Annotated in this window: 2 protein-coding genes; both read right to left on the reverse strand. The window is 61.9% G+C overall.

Features of this window, described 5'->3' with window-relative positions:
• Positions 1–102: 102 nt before the first annotated feature.
• Positions 103–1,224: a branched-chain amino acid ABC transporter substrate-binding protein gene (locus tag EOA36_RS34665; protein ID WP_127281159.1), complete on the reverse strand. Its 1,122-nt coding sequence runs from the start codon at positions 1,222–1,224 to the stop codon at positions 103–105.
• Between the two features lie 432 nt (positions 1,225–1,656).
• Positions 1,657–1,837, reverse strand: a 181-nt coding sequence (locus tag EOA36_RS34670) for a sel1 repeat family protein (protein ID WP_127281160.1), incomplete at its 5' end; no start/stop codon positions are given.

Here is a 1,837-nt window from a genome sequence, read left to right on the forward strand (position 1 = left end):
ATAGAATCTCTGACCCGCTCTAACTTCTTGTTTTTACGCAATTCTGGACGGAAAACCGCTACACACTTTTCCTAGAATTGCTCTAGCCGATCGTCGGAGCGATTACTGCGCGATCGGCGCGTACTTGCCGTCATGCCACTGGTTGATGTCATAGCTGGCATTTTTGAGGTCGCCCTTCTCGTCGAAGGTGACGTCGCCGACAACGGTGCTGATCGGCGTGCCGTTCTTCAACGCTTCGGCAACCTTGGCCGGATCGTCGCTGCCGGCACGCTTGATGCCTTCGGCGAAAGCCTGGACCACGGCGTAGGAGAACAGCGTGAAGCCTTCCGGCACGAAGCCGCCGGCCTTGATCTTCTCGACGGCCGCCTTGGCTTCCGGCTTTGCCTGCGGATCCGACGGGAACACGAACATGGTGCCCTCGCCGGCCGGGCCGGCAACCTGCCAGAACTCCGGCGAGGCGATCGAGTCCGGCATGATCAGCTGGAACTTCAGGTTCTGTTCGGCCGACTGACGCAGGATCAGGCCAGCCTCAGGATGGTAGCCACCGAAATAGACGACATCGGCCTTGAGATCCTTCAGCTTGGTGACAAGCGCCGAATAGTCCTTCTCGCCGGGGTTGATGGCGTCATAGTAGACTTCCTTGAGGCCACCGGTATTCATGGTTGCCCTGACGGCGTCAGCCACGCCCTGACCGTAGGCGCTCTTGTCGTGCAGGATGACCACATTCTTGCCGGCATACTTCTTGGCGATCCATGGGCCGATGAAGGCGCCCTGTGCGTCGTCACGCGTATAAAGACGCATGATCGTCGGCCAGCCGGACTTGGCCGCGGCGTCGGTCAGCACCGGGTTCGAAGAGGCCGGGCTCATCATCAGCGCACCGGCTTCGGCATAGACGGCCGAGGCCGGAATGCTCGAACCCGAGCAGGCATGACCGTCGATGAACTTGACGCCGTTGGCGATGATGCGGTTGGCGACCGAAACGGCCTGCTTGGGGTCGCACTGGTCGTCCTCGATGTCGAGCTTGATCATCGAGCCGTTGACGCCGCCCGCGGCGTTGATGGCATCGGCCGCGGCCTGTGCGCCCTGCTTGAACTGATCGCCGATGGTCGCGAGTTGTCCGGTCATCGGGCCGACCACCGATACGGTGATGTCGTCGGCGAATGCGACAGGCGCGCTCATCATCAGGCCGAAAATGGCCGCGCTCAAAATACTCATTTTTTTCATGACAATAGAACTCCTCCACTCACGCGCGGCCGCCCCGGCCGCGCTTCTTCCAGAGAGGCGGGACAATTTCATCCTTCACCGGGCCTGTCTAGGCGCATTGGCGCCGCTCGATTGGGCCTGCGCGGTCTCATCCACGCAAAAAGCCACGCCAGCCTTGTTCCGGCTGGTCGTGGCTTTTTGCCTGTCAGGCTGTTTCCCCGGCGCCCCCCGCGCTGTGAACCCAACCCACCTTCCCTGTCTTCCTGTTGGCCATGATCTTGCCGAAGCCCCGATTCCACTTTCGGGATCATGGTCCGTCGCGCGGCTTGGACCTGTCGGCCTGCCGCATTCTTTTTGTTGTTGGCCCGTGGCCTGGCTGTCTGCGCAGCCTTGTCCCTGTTGGCCCGACCGTCTTTTAGCGGTCTTGGCCGGAGCGTCCCCGTCTGGCGGGACTCAGTGCATGGTCATCCATTCGCGGGCTTCGCGCAGCGCCTTGGCGATCTCGACCTTCGACATGGCCGCCGAGAGTTCCGAGCGCAGTTCCGCGGCGCGGGCCGAACCCTTGATGGCGGCGATGTTGAACCATTTGTGGGCGGCAACGACATCGGTCTCGCAATCGCGGCCGGTCGCATAC

The organism is Mesorhizobium sp. M8A.F.Ca.ET.021.01.1.1, assembly GCF_003998025.1.
Classification (GTDB): domain Bacteria; phylum Pseudomonadota; class Alphaproteobacteria; order Rhizobiales; family Rhizobiaceae; genus Mesorhizobium.

Bases quoted from the DNA above. Each gene is read 5' to 3' on its own strand.
- EOA36_RS34665 (WP_127281159.1), bottom strand. From the start codon at position 1,224: ATGAAAAAAATGAGTATTTTGAGCGCGGCCATTTTCGGCCTGATGATG.